This window comes from Sphingobacterium sp. WOUb80 (assembly GCF_050058145.1).
Taxonomy (GTDB): Bacteria; Bacteroidota; Bacteroidia; order Sphingobacteriales; family Sphingobacteriaceae; genus Sphingobacterium.
In genome coordinates, this window is sequence record NZ_CP165617.1 from 3,942,187 (window position 1) to 3,961,135 (window position 18,949).

11 protein-coding genes are annotated in these 18,949 nt (G+C 39.6%); 10 read left to right on the forward strand and 1 reads right to left on the reverse strand.

Annotated elements, in window-relative coordinates:
• Nucleotides 1-126: 126 nt before the first annotated feature.
• From AB1Z56_RS16530 to AB1Z56_RS16560, 7 genes are all read left to right on the forward strand, one after another.
• Complete coding sequence (locus tag AB1Z56_RS16530) at nt 127-2,763, forward strand: valine--tRNA ligase (protein ID WP_426789687.1); 2,637 nt, start codon at nt 127-129, stop codon at nt 2,761-2,763.
• 428 nt (nt 2,764-3,191) lie between these two features.
• Nucleotides 3,192-3,533: a DUF4342 domain-containing protein gene (locus AB1Z56_RS16535; RefSeq protein ID WP_309366082.1), complete on the forward strand. Its 342-nt coding sequence runs from the start codon at nt 3,192-3,194 to the stop codon at nt 3,531-3,533.
• Between the two features lie 18 nt (nt 3,534-3,551).
• Entirely contained in the window at nt 3,552-3,926 is a 375-nt protein-coding gene (locus tag AB1Z56_RS16540; protein WP_313268478.1) for a DoxX family membrane protein, read from the forward strand.
• Between the two features lie 377 nt (nt 3,927-4,303).
• Entirely contained in the window at nt 4,304-9,589 is a 5,286-nt protein-coding gene (locus tag AB1Z56_RS16545; RefSeq protein ID WP_426789688.1) for a translocation/assembly module TamB domain-containing protein, read from the forward strand.
• Nucleotides 9,555-11,885 (forward strand): BamA/TamA family outer membrane protein, encoded by a 2,331-nt coding sequence (locus AB1Z56_RS16550; protein WP_309366085.1) that lies wholly within the window; start codon nt 9,555-9,557, stop codon nt 11,883-11,885. The genes AB1Z56_RS16545 and AB1Z56_RS16550 overlap by 35 nt, the downstream gene beginning before the upstream one ends.
• A gap of 372 nt (nt 11,886-12,257) precedes the next feature.
• Entirely contained in the window at nt 12,258-13,196 is a 939-nt protein-coding gene (locus AB1Z56_RS16555; RefSeq protein ID WP_182984402.1) for a malate dehydrogenase, read from the forward strand.
• Between the two features lie 126 nt (nt 13,197-13,322).
• Entirely contained in the window at nt 13,323-13,766 is a 444-nt protein-coding gene (locus AB1Z56_RS16560) for a retropepsin-like aspartic protease (protein ID WP_333866328.1), read from the forward strand.
• Here AB1Z56_RS16560 and AB1Z56_RS16565 read toward each other — a convergent pair.
• Complete coding sequence (locus AB1Z56_RS16565) at nt 13,752-14,972, reverse strand: MFS transporter (RefSeq protein ID WP_309366088.1); 1,221 nt, start codon at nt 14,970-14,972, stop codon at nt 13,752-13,754. The two genes, AB1Z56_RS16560 and AB1Z56_RS16565, sit on opposite strands and share 15 nt — an antisense overlap.
• A gap of 181 nt (nt 14,973-15,153) precedes the next feature.
• Here AB1Z56_RS16565 and fsa point away from each other — a divergent pair, with 181 nt between their 5' ends.
• The 3 genes from fsa (at nt 15,154) to rnr (ending at nt 18,907) form a co-directional block, all read left to right on the forward strand.
• A complete protein-coding gene (fsa, locus tag AB1Z56_RS16570) occupies nt 15,154-15,813 on the forward strand; it encodes a fructose-6-phosphate aldolase (protein ID WP_293939671.1) in 660 nt (219 codons plus the stop codon).
• Nucleotides 15,814-16,078: 265 nt separating this feature from the next.
• Nucleotides 16,079-16,507, forward strand: coding sequence for a Fur family transcriptional regulator (locus AB1Z56_RS16575; protein ID WP_309366089.1), 429 nt, complete (start codon nt 16,079-16,081; stop codon nt 16,505-16,507).
• A 267-nt stretch (nt 16,508-16,774) separates the two neighbouring features.
• A complete protein-coding gene (rnr, locus tag AB1Z56_RS16580) occupies nt 16,775-18,907 on the forward strand; it encodes a ribonuclease R (protein ID WP_313268468.1) in 2,133 nt (710 codons plus the stop codon).
• Nucleotides 18,908-18,949 lie beyond the last annotated feature (42 nt).

Below are 18,949 nucleotides of genomic sequence, written 5' to 3' on the forward strand. Positions count from 1 at the left end.
ACCTATTACTTAGCCTTTATTCAGAGCTTCTTTTTGTTTGAAAACAAGATAAGTGGATAACTAAGGAAAATAACATAGAATTCCTTACTTTTGTGTTCCTTAAAAGTTTGAATACAAAAATTTAAAATGAGCATAGCGAAAACTTACAATCCAAAAGAAGCTGAAGAAAAATGGTACAGCTATTGGAAAGCGAATGGATTTTTCCGTTCCACCCCAGACGAACGTGAACCTTACACGATTGTGATGCCTCCTCCGAATGTCACTGGAGTATTGCACATGGGGCATATGCTAAACAATACCATTCAAGACGTTTTGATTCGCCGGGCACGTATGCAAGGAAAAAACGCTTGTTGGGTACCGGGAACCGATCACGCCTCCATCGCCACGGAAGCTAAAGTCGTCGCTATGTTGAAGGAACAGGGAATTGACAAACGATCGTTATCGCGTGAAGATTTCTTGAAACATGCTTGGGAATGGAAGGAAAAATACGGTGGTATTATTCTAAAACAACTTGAAAAACTTGGCGCTTCCTGTGACTGGGATCGTACACGTTTTACCATGGATCCAGAATTATACCAATCTGTTATTCGTGTATTTGTCGATCTGTACAATAAAGGATTGATCTATCGTGGTTACCGCATGGTTAATTGGGATCCTGAAGCAAAAACAAATATCTCAGACGAAGAAGTTATTTATAAAGAGAAAAATGGCAAATTATACCACCTGAAATATCAGGTTGAAGGTACCGATCAATACATTGTTGTAGCGACGACGCGTCCTGAGACCATCTTTGGTGATACGGCCGTGTGTATCAATCCCAATGATGAACGCTACACCTGGTTAAAAGGAAAGCAAGTCATTGTTCCGATCGTTGGCAGAAAAGTGAACATCATTGAAGATGAATATGTCGATTTGGAATTTGGTACAGGATGCCTTAAAGTTACTCCAGCGCACGATGTGAATGACTACGCACTGGGTAAAAAGCACAACCTGGAATTTGTCGACATCTTTACCGACGAAGCAAAACTGAACGACAATGGCCTGCATTATGCTGGTATGGATCGTTTTAAAGTCCGGAAGGAAATCGAGAAAGAGCTGGAGGAAAAAGGATTATTGGAGCAAGTGGAAAACTATACCAATAATGTTGGAACTTCAGAGCGAACCGGTGCCGTTATTGAGCCAAAAATCTCCAATCAGTGGTTCCTTAAAATGGAGGATCTTGCAAAGCCGGCATTGGACAACGTCATGGACGATACCATTAAATTTCATCCAACAAAATTTAAAAATATCTATCGCAACTGGATGGAGAATGTTACCGACTGGAATATCTCAAGACAATTGTGGTGGGGACATCAGATACCAGCGTATTTCTATGGCGATGGTAACGAAGATTTTGTGGTTGCACAAACGGTTGAAGAAGCCCTTATTTTAGCGCAGGAAAAATCAGGTAATACAGCTCTTCAATTGACCGATCTACGTCAAGATGAGGATGTACTTGATACTTGGTTTTCAGCTTGGTTATGGCCAATTTCAGTATTTAATGGCATCAATGAGCCTGAAAATGCTGAAATCAATTATTACTACCCTACGCAAGATTTGGTCACTGCCCCAGATATCATTTTCTTCTGGGTAGCACGTATGATCGTTTCAGGATATGAATTCCGTGGGCAATTACCTTTTGAAAATGTTTATTTCACAGGTATTGTACGTGATAAGCTGGGCCGTAAAATGTCTAAATCACTGGGCAACTCTCCCGATCCGATTGATTTGATGAATGAATATGGTGCTGATGCAACGCGGATGGGAATGTTATTGACTGCCCCGGCGGGTAATGACCTTCCTTTTGACGTTGAACTTTGTGTACAAGGCCGTAATTTTGCCAATAAGATCTGGAATGCCTTCCGCTTGGTAAAAGGCTGGGAAATTACCGCTAATCCAGCTTCGGAGTCAGATAAGATTTCGGCTTCTTGGTTTGAGGCAAGATTAAACCAGGCCTTGGTCGATATCGAAGAAAACTTCAAGCACTATCGTTTATCAGATGCATTGATGACAACCTACAAATTGGTATGGGATGACTTCTGTGCTTGGTACCTTGAATTAGTTAAACCGGCTTATGGTTCTCCTATTTCTGCGGAAACTTTAGAAACAGTCAAATCTTTCTTCCAACGCATCCTCACACTGGTACACCCTTTCATGCCTTTCTTGACAGAAGAATTGTGGCATGACGAATTGTTCGGTGTGAAAGACGAGAAAGATTGCATTATCGTAGCCGCTTATCCTACAGCGGATAAGTTTGACGAGCAGCTCATAAAAGATTTCGCGATCGCTCAACAGATCATTTCGGAAGTCCGTAGTATTCGCAATTCTAAAGGTATCTCCCCTAAAGTTGCTTTACCATTAGCGATCAATCAACAATCAAATATCAATCTAGTTCAATATATTGACATCATTACCAAGATTGCAAACTTGGAAGGCGTAACTTTTGTTTCTGAGAAAGTAGCAGGTGCAACAAGCTTCCTTGCTGGCAAAGACGAATGTTATGTTACGTTGGAAAATAATATTGATGCGGATGCTGAACGTGAGCGCATCGAGAAAGAATTGGAATACCTAAAAGGTTTCCTTGTATCTGTAGACAAAAAACTTTCCAATGAACGATTTGTGCAAAATGCTAAACCTGAAATTGTTGAAAACGAAAAAAGTAAAAAAGCTGATGCCGAAGCAAAGATTAAAATTCTTCAAGAAAGCTTAACAGCATTAGGTTAAAACCTATTCAATAAATCTTTTAAAAATCCCGTGCCTTGCACGGGATTTTTTTTGATTAAGGAGGGAGCAAATTCGGAGATCCTTCGGTGCTCATTCGGTACTTCTTCGGTGCTTGTTCGGTGCTTGTTCGGTTGTAACCGAATAAGCACCGTTTTAAATACGTATAACCTACGTTAAATGATCGTGTAAATAACGAAGTTGGTTTCCAGTTTTTACGCACCGGAGATGGGTTTCTGCAAAATGCTAAATACACGATTCAAGAGAATTTCGGCTCGCCCTTCTCAGGTAATATATACGTCAAGGATGTCCGATATAAACTTGGGAAGTAAAACTGCAAAATGAAATTGTCCCGTTATAAAACAGCATAAAGTTTATAATTATTCAGCAGCAAACAATGCGATTAACTTTATACTGATTCCTGTAAAAAAATGAATAACTTTATAAGAGTGAACTTAAATTATATCATTATGGGATTCAAAGAAACATTTCAGATTAACGGTGAAAACCTTTTACAGAAAATCAAAGAAATCATTGCTGAGGGCAACGTTAGCAAAATCAGTATTTCGGACAAACATGGCAAAGAAATCATGAGTTTTCCTGTCACGATTGGTGCAATAGGCTTAATCTTAGCACCTGTCTTTGCAGCAATTGGCGCTGTAGCAGCATTGCTTACAGAATGTACGATCACCGTAGAACGAAATACAGACAAAGACGAGGAAGGCAAAGAAGATAACAGTACTGATCCACCCACAACGATAACTGTAAAATAATTAGATAAATTGACCCTTATGAAGATCTTTAAAAATATACTTTGTATTCTATTCGCCTTGCTATTCATCAATGCAGGGCTAGATAAGCTTTTTCATTATATGCCCGTACCACCAATGGATATGGACATGAAAAAGGTATTTGAGGCTTTTGCTACTATAAAATGGTTAATGCCACTGGTTGGAATCATCGAACTGTTGGGTGGTTTATTATTTATTTTTCCTAAAACAAGAACGCTGGGTGCATTGGTCATCTTCCCGATACTCATTGGTATTTTTACCCACAATATGATTTTCTTTAGCCAGATGGGATTAATTATTTGGGCTGTACTGTTCATCATATGGTTATGGGTGGTATTTGAGAACTGGGGCAAGTATAAAAAATTGATGGAATAATACCCTTATTCTCCCCAAAACGAATATTCAGCAAGACACTACATTTATTAAATACCTATTTTTTTGACAAATTGATAGGTATTTAATGCTTTTATTAACATAAAATTAAAAAACAAAAAAATTTATACGACTATAATGGTTTGGTCAATTATTTGATGTGTTTTTATAACATTCCCACGACAAAAGACTTTTAGAGTGGAAATGAAAAACTGTTAAGATATTTGCTAATAGGTATAACGCATAAATTAAACTTGCATTTACAAGCAAATTTATCTTAGTTTGCTGGAATAGTGGAGATATAAGTTAGATATCTGAAAACTAAGCAAACTTTTTTCCGTTTTAATTTTTATTAATAGATACTTAAATCAAATTATACGTTGAACAGATTTACCCGAATTGCTTTCAAAACAATATTGTGGATTATTGGAGTAATAATTGCGCTGGCTATTCTCATCGTATTCTTAATCAGAATACCTTCCGTCCAGAACTATATTGCTGGAAAAGTAACTCAATATGTAGAAGGAAAGATTGGTACTCCTGTAAAAATTGGCTATATCAATATTGATTTTCCTAAAAAACTGGTTTTAGAGGACATCTATTTAGCTGACCAAAGTAAAGATACCTTAGTTGCTGGAAAAAGTATAGCGGTGGATATCAACATGCTTAAACTTCTGAAAAATACCGTTGAAATTCAGCGTATTGAAGCAGAAGGAATCACTGCAAAAATTCGCCGTACGCTACCCGACAGTTCGTTCAACTTTGATTATATTGTCAAAGCTTTTGCTTCTCAAAAAGAAAGCAAACCAACTGCTGACAGCAGTTCAGCACTCCTATTTAACCTTGATAAAGTCAAATTTGACAAATTTCATATTGTCTATTCCGATGATGTTATTGGAACGAGCGCAGATGTTTATCTGAATAGCCTGAATACCAACATTAAGAAGTTCGATCTCACAAAAAATATGGCTTTCAATCTGCCCAAAGTGAAGATCGATGGTCTGAGTGCCACAGTGAAACAATGGCGACCAGTTGTTGATGGCACAGCACCCACGGTCAAAGACTTTGGCATTACCGATAAAACCGCACAAACAACCACATTGCTTCCTGATGTTGGTATACAGATTGCCGACCTAACCAATATCTTAGTGCGGTACGAGGATCAATCTAGCCTGTTGAACACCAAGTTTTATATCAAAAACCTGCATGCAGATATTAACAAGATCGATCTGAACAAAGAACTTGTCGATATTCAAACGATCAATCTTGACGGTTCGGACAATAATGTGCTCTTTGGAAAGATCCAGAAAAAAGTAAACACAACAGCGGAAAACACCGCGGATACGACCAAAATAAACTGGATTGTCTCTGCAAAAGATATCCAAATCAACAATACAAGCTTAGCGTATAGAGACGATAATCAGGCCCGTATGAAAGGCTTTGATTACTTCAATATTAAGATCCCTGGAATGAAAACCAGTTTAAATGATCTTTACTATAGCGCCGATTCGATCAGCGGATCATTAAAAGAGCTTGTAGCCTCCGATCAATCGGGATTTGTGATCAAGCAATTGAAGGGCGATTTTAAGTATACAAATACCGGTGCGGAGATCAAAAATCTTTACGCAGAGACACCGCGTACTCTCCTACGGGATTACTTAAAAGTAACCTACCCTTCTTTGGATGTTATCGCTAAAAAACCTGAACTGATCTATGTCAATGCAACGATCAAAAAGAGTCATGTAGATATGCGCGACATCTACTACTTTGCACCGTTTTTGGATACTATGCAGGTGATGAAACCATTGATGGACAAAAAGTTTAATATTGATGGTCGCGTTGTGGGCAAGGTAAATGATTTAAATATTCCGGCAATTGATTTTCAGACCCTGTCTAATACACGTGTCATTGCAAGTCTACATTTAAAGGGGCTACCCAATGTCGATAAAATGTCCATGGATCTTAATTTAAAGAAATTCACTACAGGTCGTTCAGATATCGAAAAGCTGGTTTCAAAAAATATGCTCCCTAGCGGAATAGAGTTGCCCAATACGATCGGACTTACGGGAACTTTTAATGGCGGAATGAACGCCTTTAACACCAACCTTTCACTGGTAACGGAGAAAGGGACAGCCAAGTTCAATGGTAAAGTAGGCATGATAGGTCGCGATACAACCTATGATGCATTTGTCAGTATTCGTGATTTTGACATTGGTAAGATCATGAAAATGGACAGTACCTTAGGTATACTTTCCTTTGAGGGAAAAATTAAAGGTCATGGAACAGATCCCAAAAAACTTGTCGCCAATTTTGATGGCAAGGTAAATCGAATGGATGCTATGGGTTATCGTTATCAGAATATCGATATGAATCTCACTGCAGACAAAGGGGATATTAAAGCTTCCGTGGTTAGTCCCGACCCCAATATCCAATTGAAGTTAAATGCAACGGCCAACATGAAGTCCAAATATCCGCAGGTGGATTTTGAGCTTATGGTAGATACCATCAATCTTAAAAACTTAAAATTAATGGACGACGAACTCAAATACCATGGAAAACTTGTTGGCAATTTCAGTTCAGCCGATCCAAATTTTTTAAATGGGGAGGCACATATCACCAATTCATCCATTCTCTACAACGACGCATATTATACTTTAGACAGTATTTCCCTTGTTGCAAAAGCCGATACGAGCCGCAATCTGTTGCTACTAAAATCAGACTTTTTGAATGCCCATTTGGTCGGAAAATACAAAATTTTAGAGCTGCAGAACGCCGTCCAAGACATTTTACAGGTATATTACCAGCCAGGAAAAGCTGTTAAAGTTCCCAAATACGAACCTCAGAATATTGAGTTTTCAGCCCAATTGACCAGGACTAAATTTATAAAGGACTTTCTTCCAGAACTGACCGAAATGTCTGATATCACGTTGGATGGTATGTTCAATAGTCAATCAAAAACCATCCTTGCCAAGTTGGATGCTCCTAAAATCACCTATAGTGGTACCGAAATCAATAATGTAACCTTGGACATCAATACCCTGGACAGTACGCTTTACTACTCGGCCTTGATCAATAAAATCAAAGTGAGCAATATCGAACTGGTAAATACAGTATTCAGTGGTAAAGTCATCCAAAACAATTTGGATTTTGGCCTTTGGATTAAGGACAAGAAAGAGAAAGAGCAGTATCATTTGGGCGCCAATATGCGCGTTGATAATGGTGCATTTGTTTTTAGCCTACTTCAGGATGGACTTATGCTGAATTATGACAAATGGACGATAAATCCAAACAACGTGCTCAAATTTGGAAGCACGGGTATTCAGGCCAATGACTTTATCTTAAGTAATAAAGGACAAGAGCTGAGTATATCATCGCAGGATAGTGTGCTTAATTCGCCACTCAACATTGCATTTAAGAATTTCCGCATTGAGACATTAAGTAAAATGCTTGAAAGTGAAACAGTCGATCTTGGCGGCGGGATTAATGGTCAGGCAACTATTTCACGTCTCGAAAGTAGCCCTGTATTTGTATCCGATCTTGTGATCGACAAATTCTATATCGGACAAGATACTGTGGGTAATGTCAACATAAAAGTTAACAATGAAAAGGAAAACACGTATAATGCAAATATCAGTATCAGTGAAAATGGCAATAATGTCGTATTAAGTGGTGATTTTATCAATCCTCCTAAGGGAGAGGCGAGCTTGGACTTCACCTTAGACATTACACCACTCTCTATGCAGACAGTCCAGGCATTCAGTTTGGGCTATCTAAAAGACTCGAAGGGAAATCTTGAAGGCCAGTTAAAAATAACAGGGTCACCATCCAAACCCCTTATTAATGGCGACGTTAAGTTTAAAGATGCGCAATTCAACATTGCTATGCTAAACGCACTTTTCAAAGCCAAGGATGAAACCATTCATTTGGATGAAGGGGGGATTACGTTTCCAAAATTTGCATTGGAAGACAAAAAAGGAAATATTGCCAAGGTAACGGGATCCATAGAAACCAAAACCTACACTAATTTTGACTTTAATCTCAATGTCAATACAAACAATTTTGAGGTACTCAATTCAACACAAAGCGACAACGACATGTTCTATGGTAAAATGTATCTTACTTCGAACCTGCGTATTCGGGGAAATCTTGATAAGCCTGTTGTTGATGGTACAATCAAGGTATTAGGTGATACGGATTTTACCTTTGTCATGCCAAACGAGGATCCCGGGATGGCCGATCGTAAAGGTGTTGTCGAATTTGTTGATAAGAGTGATACGACAAGAGCCAACGTATTTGCAAAATTAGATTCTATGACCGTAACCCGATTGACGGGAATCGACGTCGATCTAAATCTTCAAACGGATAAGGACGCTAAATTTAAGATCCTCTTGGATGCCGGTTCACAGGATGCACTGAATATCCAAGGAGAAGCGGAACTGAATGCAGGCATTGATGCGAGCAGCAAAATTACCTTGTCAGGTACATTTACCGTAGACAAAGGAAGTTACTCATTCAGTTTTGGCCCTGTGAAAAAGGATTTTACATTCCGAAAAGGAAGTACGATCACCTGGAACGGAGATCCCTTGGATGCCCAGCTTAATATCACGGCAGCATATACAACCAAGGCGCCAACCCTGGAACTTGTCGCGACTCAACTGGGATCGGAAAACGCTAATTTATACAAGCAACGTATTCCTTTCAATGTCTTGTTGAAGATTACAGACAAATTGTTCCAACCGCAACTGAATTTTGACATTGACTTGGACGAAAACAACTCGGTCGTTTCCCAAGATGTGATCAGCAAAGTAAATAACGCATTGACCACCTTGCGTGAAAACCCCTCTGAGCTTAACAAACAAGTCTTTTCACTCATCGTTTTGGGGCGCTTTATGTCGACCAATCCATTTGAAAGTTTATCCGGTGGCGGTGGTACAGAAGCCATTGTTAGAAATAGCATCAGTTCATTCCTAAGCGGTCAATTGAACCGCCTGGCTTCCGAACTTATCACAGGAGTAGAATTGGATTTCAACCTAACTTCGGAAGAGGATTATGCGACTGGAGCGGGACAAACCCGAACAGATCTGAATATCGGTGTATCTAAAATGCTTTTAAATGATCGTCTAAAAATTACCGTTGGTTCTAATTTTGAAGTTGAAGGAAATACACGTCCGGGAGAAACTGCCAACAATATTGCTGGCGACATCCAGTTGGATTATCAGCTTTCCCAAGATGGTCGCTATTTTGCACGGGTATATCGTAAAAACCAATATCAGGTCACACTCCAAGGCCAATATGTAGAAACAGGTATCGGATTTATCATCAATATGGATTACAACAGATTTAAGGAAATCTGGATGAGTTCGAAAAAACTCAAAGAGTATTATGACACCAATAGCAAAGGCTTCAGAAAACGCTTTGATGTCGAACGTATGGAAACTGATTCGGTCTATCGTGACAGTGTACGCACGGTCATTCGGGACAGTTTGATGATCCACAGCCCTGAGTACAGAAAACGCATGGAAGATAGAGAAAAAGAGAAACGTAAACAACAGCTGGACTCCACTAAAAGTACGCCGAAAAGCGATAGTCCAAAATCAAATGTAGATACAGTCAGAACGACAGCGATAAAAAATGAAGATGAGGAAAGGAGTTATCATGCAAGCTAAACTAAAATATATTATTGGAATAGTTTCCCTGGCTGCGTTTATAGCTTCCTGTTCTTCGACCAAGAATCTGAAAGAAGGGGAAAGCTTATATGTCAAAGGCAATGTGATCGTCGATTCGGACACCATTTCCAAGGAAAACAAGGAAAAGATTGCGACCCATCTTGAAGCAGCGCTCATGCCTAAGCCTAATAAACGACTCGCTGGGGTGCCTTTCAAGCTGTACTTCAACAATATGGCCGGAGATTCTGCAGGAAAGAACATCATCAAAAAATTCTTCAAGAAAATCGGTGAAGAACCAGTATTGTTGAGTGATGTCAATCGTGAGTACAATGAAAATCTATTGCGCAATCGTCTGGAGAATTTTGGTTTCTTTAACGCGGAAGTAAAATCTGACACTTTAGTTGAAAACAAAAAAGCAACGGTTAATTATACGGCCAAGCCAAATTTTATCTACCGAATAAGATCTGTTAAATTTGATATTGACAGCACGACGCAGCTTGGTAAAGATATTCGTTCGAGTTCCGATAAAAGTCTCTTACAAGTGGGTAAAAATTATAGTCTTGATGTTATCCTAAATGAGCGTGACCGCATCGACAATGACCTCAAAAATAAAGGATATTATTATTTCAGCCCAGATTACATCCTGGTTCAGGTAGACAGTTCGCATCGGAACAACAAGGTTGACATGTATGTTACCGTAAAGAAGGAAACACCGGCACAGGCCAAGGTTCCGTCGAAGATCAATAAAATCTACATTTACCCCAACTACACCGAAACAAGCACGGGTTATCAAAGGTCTACCCGTAATGCAGAATTGTATGATAGCAGCTACTATTTTATAGACCGCCAGCATCTCTATAGAAAGCCTGTTATCGCGAATCATATCTTCTTCCATCCCGGCGATGTCTACAACCGTACAGCGCACAACCAAACCATCAGCCACCTGGTAAATCTCAATAGCTGGAAATTTGTCAAAAACAATTTTGTAGACAGCAAAGAGGTGCCGAATGCATTGGACGTCTATTATTACTTAACCCCATTGCCAAAAAAATCACTCCGTGTGGAACTTTTGGGAAAAATGGCTTCGGTATACAATGGAACAGAAGTCAATGTCAACTGGACATTACGAAACGCATTTAAAGGCGCGGAGCAATTAAGTTTTAATGTATTCGGTGGTTATGAAACGCAGACCGGCGGATCAGCTGACCTTAATTCAAGTTATTACCGTTACGGGATGGAGGCTACACTGACCTTTCCCCGGATATTATCCCCTTTTGGGCGGATTTCACCTACGCGACGTTTTATTCCGAAGACTTATGTCAAAGGCCGCTATGAATTTCTAAATCGCCGCAAAGCCTATACCTTAAATTCCATCGCATTGGATTATGGTTATATCTGGCAGGAGTCTGAGGAGAAGCAGCACGATCTTGCTTTAATGGAGATTACCTATGTGCAGCCTAAAGGTATTTCAGAAAACTACCAAAAACAAATGGATACTATTCCAGCGCTAAGGCATGCGATAGATCCACAATTTACGATTGGCCCAAATTACAACTTTACGTTTCAAAACACGATGAAGCAGCATTTGAAAAATACATTTTATTTCAAAGGCAACCTGGACCTCTCGGGGAATATACTCGGTTTGATAAAAGGAGCAGATTTCAATAAAGGGAAAACGTTCAAATTGTTCGATGCTTATTTCTCCCAATACATCAAGATCAGTGGCGATGGCAGACATTATCTCAAATTGTCGGAGAATTCGCAGCTTGCTTCTCGGGTCAGTTTAGGGTTAAGCTATTCCTATGGTAACTCTCGATCACTTCCCTATTTAAAACAATATTATGTAGGTGGTCCAAATAGTATTCGTGCCTTTGGTGCCCGTGCAATCGGACCAGGAACAGTAGCTCCCGAAAAATTAAGCAATGGACTCTTCTACGCCGACCAAACCGGGGACATCAAACTGGAACTGAACACTGAATACAGAGCCAAATTAGCAGGATTTGTTCATTGGGCAGCATTTATTGATGCGGGTAACGTATGGTTACAGCGCGACGATGTCAATAAGCCTGGAGGTAAGTTCAGCAAGAACTTTTTAAATGAATTAGCCGTCGGCGGAGGCGCTGGATTACGCTTCGACTTTACTTTTTTGATCATTCGTACCGATATGTCAATACCGTTCCGTATCCCCTATCTTCCCAAAGGAGAGCGTTGGGTATTTAAGGATATCGACTTTGGAAGTTCAAAATGGCGCAAAGATAACCTCATGTTCAACTTAGCCATCGGCTATCCGTTCTAGGTTATAGATTTGACCTGCAAAACAAAAAAAGCGGCTTGAATGAATTTCAAGCCGCTTTTTTTACCATTTCACTGTTGATTGCAGTCATTGCACCGTGATATCAGGTGCCGTTCTCCCGAACAAATTCAGGTCGTATTTCTTATGTCAAAAAACGAGTTATTCCTACGAAATACGTTGATTTACTGACAATAATTCATTAAATTCAAGAATTATTTACTAGTCCAAATAAATGCACATGAAATATCCATGCAAGAAAATAGTAGCGGCATTTGTGAAAGTAGACAGGATATTTCATATGACCATAAAACCGCTGAAGGCAACATGAATTCTTAAGCGGAAAAATTAGCTCATGAATAAACAAATAATTTACATATGAAAGTAACTATTGTTGGTGCAGGAGCTGTAGGAGCAACTACAGCGGACAATTTAATCCGTCGAAACGTCGCCGAGGAGATTGTATTATTGGATATTAAAGAAGGGTTTGCGGAAGGCAAAGCGCAAGATATGGCACAGACCGCAGCTTTATTGGGCTTTGAGTCTAAAATCAAGGGAGTAACCAATGACTATCTGTCAACTGCAGGTTCTACTGTTGCTGTCATTACCTCGGGCATTCCTCGTAAACCCGGAATGACACGCGAAGAATTGATTGGGACAAATGCCAATATTGTTAAGTCGGTTGTCGAAAACTTAGTAAAGCATTCGCCAGACATTATTATTGTCATCGTCTCCAACCCAATGGATACCATGACCTATCTAGCACTTAAATCAAGTGGACTGCCTAAAAATAGGATTATTGGAATGGGGGGCACATTGGATTCGGCCCGTTTCAAATATCAGCTGAGTGAAAAACTGAATGCTTCTGCTGCCGATCTCAATGCCATTGTCATTGGTGGTCATGGAGATACAACGATGATTCCACTCATCAAGCACTCCACGTGGAACAGTATTCCAGTCACTGATTTCCTTACCCCGGAAGAGCAAGACGAAATTGTACACAAAACTATGGTTGGTGGAGCAACGTTAACCAGCTTAATCGGTACCTCAGCCTGGTATGCTCCAGGAGCAGCAACGGCTGCAGTCGTCGAAAGTATCGTACGTGATCAAGGAAAATTATTTACCGCATCCGTCTATTTGGAAGGTGAATTTGGTCAAGAAGATATCAATCTTGGGGTACCGGTTATCATCAATAAAAAAGGATGGGATCGGATCGTCCCCATTCAACTCGATGAAGAGGACAAAGAAAAATTCAATAAAAGTGCAGAAGCAGTACGTACAATGAATAATGTACTGAAAGAAATAAAAGCGCTGTAGCTCATAAACTATAAAAAGTTGAAAGGCTGTTATTCTATAAATAACAGCCTTTTTTATGAACGTTCAACACACACCACGGGTTTTAAAATTTCTTTTTTAAGGGAATTTTTGGGTATGTTTGGATATATGACAACAGTACCATTTCAATTATTGGATTTGCAAGGCCAAGGCACACATATCTTAGTCGATGTAGAAATATATAGTCGTTCGTTTAAGATGGTGGTTGATACCGGGGCTTCTAAAACTGTATTTGATAAAACACAATTGGGCCATCTTTTGGAAGACCAATTACAGCTTGAGCCTTCTGAAACATTATCGACAGGACTTGGGACCAATTCGATGGAGAGTTTTAATATGAAAATTCCCAGTCTGAAAATAGGCGAATGGCAGATAAAAAAATTGAATACTGCGGTGCTGGATTTAAGCTCAATCAACTATGCCTATCAACAGATGGATCTAGATCCTGTAATCGGGGTATTAGGTGGAGATATTTTTGCCGATTATGGTGCCGTTATTGATTATGCCAAACGTACATTAAAATTAAGAACCCGAAAATTAAAACTTAAATAGGCGTTTGTGGATGTGGAGCCGGAGATAACCATAATAAACTATTGCGATCAAAATGCCCAATCCACCCATGACGTATAGTGTCATTCGAAGCCCACAGTAACTAGCTAAGGAGCCGATCATCAATGTACCAATGGGGAAAATCCCCTGAAATGCCATCACGTAATAAGAGATAGCGCGAGCGCGATAGATCGGTATGGCATGCGTCTGAATATAGGTATTGATACTGGAGTTTTGCATCATCATGGCAAAAGATACCAGCATCACATAGACAAGTGCCATTTCAAGCATGCTCGAATGCGCCAAAAACAGCAGCGCTATTCCCATAAGGGCTGCAGCCCCCATTACCTGATAACGCAAATTGGTTCCCGATTTTAAACGGGCCATATTAAATGCACCGATCATTGCGCCTAATCCGGCTGCACTTTCAAACCAGGAGAACGTACGCTCATCGCCATGAAACATTTCTTTTGCTATAGCGGGCAGCAACGAAGTATAAGGAATAACAATCAAACTGGAGAAGGTCATGATCATAATGAGAGAGGAGATATGTGGGGACCGTTTGAGGTAACGGAAACCTTCGACCAAACCTTCCCAATTGCTCCCTTTACTCAGCTGAACATGTGTTTCGTCGACCTTCATCATCAATAATGTAATAATGACTGGAACAAAACTGATAAAGTTCAGTGCAAAACAAACGAGTTCACCGTATGTACTCAGTAAAATTCCTCCTATGGCGGGCCCCAACATTCGGGCACCATTGAAAATTGTTGAATTCAGCGCTATGGCATTCGGCAGATCTTTACGGTCCCCAACCAAGTACATCATCAGCGATTGACGTCCCAAAACATCGAAGGAATTAATAACCCCTTGTATAAGACCTAAAATGGAAAGCCATAAGACACTCTCCCATTTCAGATAAACGACCAAGGTCAAAATCCCAGCCTGTATCATCAAACCAATTTGGGTCATCAGAACCAATTTATACTTTTTGTGCTTATCGACAAAACTGCCGATAAAAGGAGACAGGACCAAAGAAGGCAACAAGGAGATAAACTGAACAAAACCAAGCCAAAACACAGATCCGGTCAATTCATAGACTAACCAACTGATGGCTATACGCTGCATCCAAGTCCCCATAAGGGAAATTGCTTGTCCTATAACATGTAAACGGAAATTTCTATAATGAAGGGAACGAAAAACCTGCATACGTAAAGATAATACTATATTAAAAGTATAACAAAAAATTAGGAGAAGAGATTCTTTTTTGCTAAAATAAAGATACAATAGGTGAAAATCAATGCTTCAATACTGAAATATAATCAATAACTTTGCATCATTATTTTGAACATTTGAATAATCAAATTATTATCATTCAATAACATATACAATGAAATTTTTTATTGACACAGCGAACCTAGAGCAAATCAAAGAAGCCCAAGACTTAGGCGTATTAGACGGGGTAACAACCAATCCAAGTTTAATGGCTAAAGAAGGTATTAGCGGTGATGAAAACGTAATCAACCATTATAAAGCGATCTGTGCAATCGTTGATGGCGATGTCAGTGCTGAAGTTATTTCTACAACTTATGAGGAAATGATCAAAGAAGGAGAAGCGTTAGCAGCTCTTGACAGCAAGATTGTTGTAAAAGTCCCTATGATCAAAGATGGCGTAAAAGCAATTAAATATTTCAGCAAAAAAGGTATTAAAACAAATTGTACATTGGTATTTACAGCTGGTCAAGCACTATTGGCTGCTAAAGCTGGGGCAACCTATGTATCTCCTTTTATCGGTCGTTTGGATGATATCTCTACAGATGGACTAGCGTTGATCGAAGATATTCGTTTAATCTATGATAACTACAACTATCCTACACAAATTTTAGCAGCTTCTGTACGTCACAGTGCACACATTTTAGGATGTGCTAAAATCGGTGCGGATGTTATGACAGGCCCATTGTCAGCGATCCTATCTTTATTAAAACACCCACTAACAGATAGCGGTCTAGCGACGTTCTTAGCGGATCACGCTAAAGCTGCTGGCAAATAAGATCTCTCTATTTCCATATAGATTGAAAACCGATAAGTAAGATGACATGAATCTTAAACTTATCGGTTTTCTTAATTTTAATAGATTCCGTATTTTTGTATTATCAAAAGCATATTTGCGTATTGCATCAAATCGTATCTGTTCGATACGTATATGTTTAAAGGGAAAATGCGATGAATAAATTCGCCGGCAGTTTTTTAAACTTGCAAATAAAAGTAAATTTCTCTTAGTTTGTATTTGATCTAAGGCTTAACGAAAGAAACCCATGGAAGATTCCAACACTGTATATCCAGAAATTCTCAAACGAAATAGTTTAAAGGTTACCCAACCACGGTTAAGGGTTCTTGAAATTATTTCGAGGAAAGATTCGGCTATTTCACAGCCTGAACTGGAAAAATTACTGGGCAAGGACATTGACCGTGTCACATTATATCGCGTATTGGCCAGTTTTGAAGAGAAAGGGATTATCCATAAAATCTTTGATCTACATGGCACAGCAACGTATGCCATGTGTTCTACAAACTGTTCGGAACATGATCATCATGATCAGCACGTACATTTTATTTGCCGGGTATGCAATTCTGTATACTGTCTGGAAGATATGACCTTACCAAAAGTATCGATTCCAGAAGGCTTTAGTCTTGAAGCCATCGCTGTAAATGCACTTGGCGTGTGCAATCATTGCAAAAAATAAATCAGGCTGTACGAATCCAAAACTATTTTTCGGCTGAACTGTCTATACATTGGCTATCGGAAGATGCTCCGTTTAGCTCGTTATCGTCGTGCCAGATGCTGTTTTTTTTCGTACCTTGTATAAACATCGATCTTGATGTTCAGCACGGTCATGCTCTATGATAAAGACTGGTTTTTCGACATCCATATCGTAACCAGTTAAAGATATCACAGGGGCTGTCGCAGATCGATACAGATAAATAAATAATAAATAAGAAAAAATAATTGGATGAAAACAAGAAAAGAGAATCCATATAAAGAGGTCTTAACACAACTGATCATCGATATCTTCGAGAAATCAGGCAACAAGCCTCTCAACTATAAACAAGTTTCGTCTAAATTGAACCTTACAGATAACGACTCCAAAGTCGCTATAGCCGACATTTTACATGATAATGTAAGAAACGGGCTTTTTATTGAGGTCGATCGAGGCAAATTTAATTTGAAGCAACTTAAAGTTTATGTCACAGGAAAGGTAGATATGACTGCCGATGGCTCTGCCTACGTGATTCCTGACGATGAATTTGAAAACGATATTTATATCGCTCCACGCAAACTGAGACAAGCACTCCATGGTGATATTGTCAAGGTTCATACCTTCGAGAAAAGAAAAGGCGGCCGCAAAAAAGAGGGTGAAGTCGTCGAAATCCTGCAAAGGGCCAAGACCGATTTTACAGGAACGATCAGCATCTCCAATAATTTTGCATTTTTTATTGCGGATGACCGCAAGATGCTACACGACATTTTTATTCCCTTAGACAATCTGAATGGAGCCAAGGATAAAGAAAAGGTCGTGGTCTCGATTATCGACTGGCCGAGCGGAAGCAAAAATCCTGTCGGAACAGTGAAACATGTTTTGGGTACCAAAGGTGAAAACAACACCGAGATGAACGCCATTTTGGCCGACTATGGTTTTCCATTGGAATTCCCGAAAAAAGTAGAAGATGAGGCCAATAAGATTTCCGAAAAGATAAGTAAGGAAGAAATCGCCAAAAGACGTGACTTTAGAGAGGTTACAACCTTTACCATTGACCCGGCGGATGCAAAAGATTTCGATGATGCCATCTCCTTTCAAAAATTGGAAAATGGCAACTATGAAATTGGTGTTCACATTGCGGATGTTTCGCATTTTGTTGTTCCTGATACAGAGCTAGACAAAGAAGCTTTCAACCGTGGAACATCCGTCTATTTGGTAGACCGTGTTATTCCCATGCTTCCGGAGCGTCTTTCTAATGGTGTCTGTTCGTTGCGTCCGCATGAAGATAAACTTTGTTTTTCGGCTGTTTTTGAATTGGACGAAAAAGCCAATGTGCACCATCAATGGTTCGGCCGCACGATTATCCATTCGGACCGCCGTTTCAGTTATGAAGAAGCGCAGGAGGTAATCGAAACAAAATCGGGAGATTTCAGTGCAGAGATCTTAAAATTAAATGAACTGGCTTATATTCTGCGGGAGCGTAAGTTTAAAAATGGTGCCATAGCTTTTGAAAGTGAAGAGGTAAAATTCACGTTGGATGAAAATGGCAAACCCACGGGCGTATATACCAAAGTCCGTAAGGATGCACATAAACTGATTGAAGATTTTATGCTATTGGCGAACCGTAAAGTTGCCGAGTTTATTGGCAAACAAGGCCGTGGTAAAAACAAGCTAACATTTGTGTATCGTTTTCACGATGTACCTAATCCGGAGACGCTAACAACCTTCTCCCAATTTGCAGCACGGTTTGGCCATAAATTGACCATCAAAACAGATAAAGAAACTGCTAAATCTTTAAATGCGCTGATGACAAAGATAGAAGGTAGCAAAGAGCAAAATATGTTGACCTCACTTGCGGTACGTTCGATGGCCAAAGCGATCTATACGACAAAGAAGACAAGTCACTATGGACTTGCATTTGATTATTACACCCATTTCACCTCTCCTATCCGTCGTTATCCCGATGTGATGGTACACCGTCTTTTACAATTCTATCTGGAGGGCGGTACCAAGATCAATGCGGAGCATTACGAGAAAATGGCCGAACATTCTTCCCAAATGGAGAAAAAAGCGGCTGAGGCCGAACGTGCATCAATCAAATACAAACAGGCAGAATACTTGCAGGATCAGATTGGTACCGAATATACGGGTATTGTCTCGGGTGTTACCGAATGGGGTATGTATGTGGAGATTGAGGAAAACAAATGTGAAGGCATGGTCAGGCTGCGCGATATCACGGATGACTTTTACGTACTTGACGAGAAAAATTATGCGATCATTGGCCAGCGGAAGAAAAAGAAATTCCAGCTGGGTGATGAGGTTCAAATCCGCGTGAAGAAAGTAGATTTGGATAAAAGACAGATTGATTTTACGTTGCTTAGTTAAAGCAAAAAATCCGGAACAAATGTTCCGGATTTTTTATTGAGT

Excerpts from the sequence above, each read along its gene's own strand:
- AB1Z56_RS16530 (WP_426789687.1), top strand. The coding sequence starts at position 127 with ATGAGCATAGCGAAAACTTACAATCCAAAAGAAGCTGAAGAAAAATGG.
- AB1Z56_RS16535 (WP_309366082.1), top strand. The coding sequence starts at position 3,192 with ATGAATAACTTTATAAGAGTGAACTTAAATTATATCATTATGGGATTC.
- AB1Z56_RS16540 (WP_313268478.1), top strand. The coding sequence starts at position 3,552 with ATGAAGATCTTTAAAAATATACTTTGTATTCTATTCGCCTTGCTATTC.
- AB1Z56_RS16550 (WP_309366085.1), top strand. The coding sequence starts at position 9,555 with ATGAAGATGAGGAAAGGAGTTATCATGCAAGCTAAACTAAAATATATT.
- AB1Z56_RS16555 (WP_182984402.1), top strand. The coding sequence starts at position 12,258 with ATGAAAGTAACTATTGTTGGTGCAGGAGCTGTAGGAGCAACTACAGCG.
- AB1Z56_RS16560 (WP_333866328.1), top strand. The coding sequence starts at position 13,323 with ATGACAACAGTACCATTTCAATTATTGGATTTGCAAGGCCAAGGCACA.
- AB1Z56_RS16565 (WP_309366088.1), bottom strand. The coding sequence starts at position 14,972 with ATGCAGGTTTTTCGTTCCCTTCATTATAGAAATTTCCGTTTACATGTT.
- fsa (WP_293939671.1), top strand. The coding sequence starts at position 15,154 with ATGAAATTTTTTATTGACACAGCGAACCTAGAGCAAATCAAAGAAGCC.
- AB1Z56_RS16575 (WP_309366089.1), top strand. The coding sequence starts at position 16,079 with ATGGAAGATTCCAACACTGTATATCCAGAAATTCTCAAACGAAATAGT.
- rnr (WP_313268468.1), top strand. The coding sequence starts at position 16,775 with ATGAAAACAAGAAAAGAGAATCCATATAAAGAGGTCTTAACACAACTG.